The following is a 719-nucleotide window of genomic DNA, read 5'->3' as shown; positions in this document are numbered from 1 at the left end:
GCTGGACCAACATCGCCGCCGCCACCGACCACTACCGCAGCCACCCCACCGATGCACTTCAGCTACTCGGTCTCACAACCTGAGAACGCTTCAGCCCTGATTCCCCTGGCCGGCTGCATGCGCGTACCGGAAGTGGAGATGACCCCCGAACAATCTCGTCAGGTGCTCATCACCGAGGCCAATGCCATCATCCGGGCGGTCTTCCCCGACGCCGAGCCCCTCGTCGCCGTACAGGTGAAGGATGCGCCGTGTGGCGGGCCTGTCGGTACCGACGACACGAGTGTGACAAGTCTCCTCACGGTTCGCAGCGACACCGCGGACGACGCGTCCGATCCGGACGAGGTGTTTCGGGAAGTCCTCACAGTGTTGCGCCAGCGGGGCTGGACCATCGACTACACGAAAGGTCGCGTGGCCGGCGCTGAACACAAAGGCATGGGCGGCATCCGTGTTGGGGTGCCCGAATCCCCTGTCGGAATCAACATCGGTGGCGACACGGAATGCGTGAAGAATCCGGAACGAGCGACCTGACCGTAGGAATGATCCGAGAGTGTCGCCAGGTGCCCGTGGATGGGTGTACGAGCGTGGGCCGGCCCCGTTGAGCGAGGTCCGGCCCACGTTAGCCTCGATCTTTCACGTTCATCAGGTCGCTGGCTGAGCGGTTCGGCTGGAGTGTGAAATCGCGGTCGTGGTCAGCCTGGTGGCCCGGCTGTCGCGCCGGG

At 64.5% G+C, this 719-nt stretch carries 1 protein-coding gene; it reads left to right on the top strand.

The genetic code is table 11. The features are described from left to right. A partial coding sequence (locus tag FLV34_RS39520; RefSeq protein ID WP_222709811.1) for a hypothetical protein occupies nt 1-528 on the top strand: 528 nt, incomplete at its 5' end. Nucleotides 529-719: the final 191 nt, after the last annotated feature.

This window comes from Microbispora sp. CSR-4, from assembly GCF_008033685.1.
Classification (GTDB): Bacteria; Actinomycetota; Actinomycetes; order Streptosporangiales; family Streptosporangiaceae; genus Microbispora.
Note: the sequence above shows the minus strand (reverse complement) of the source record. Positions and strands in the feature narration are given on the sequence as shown.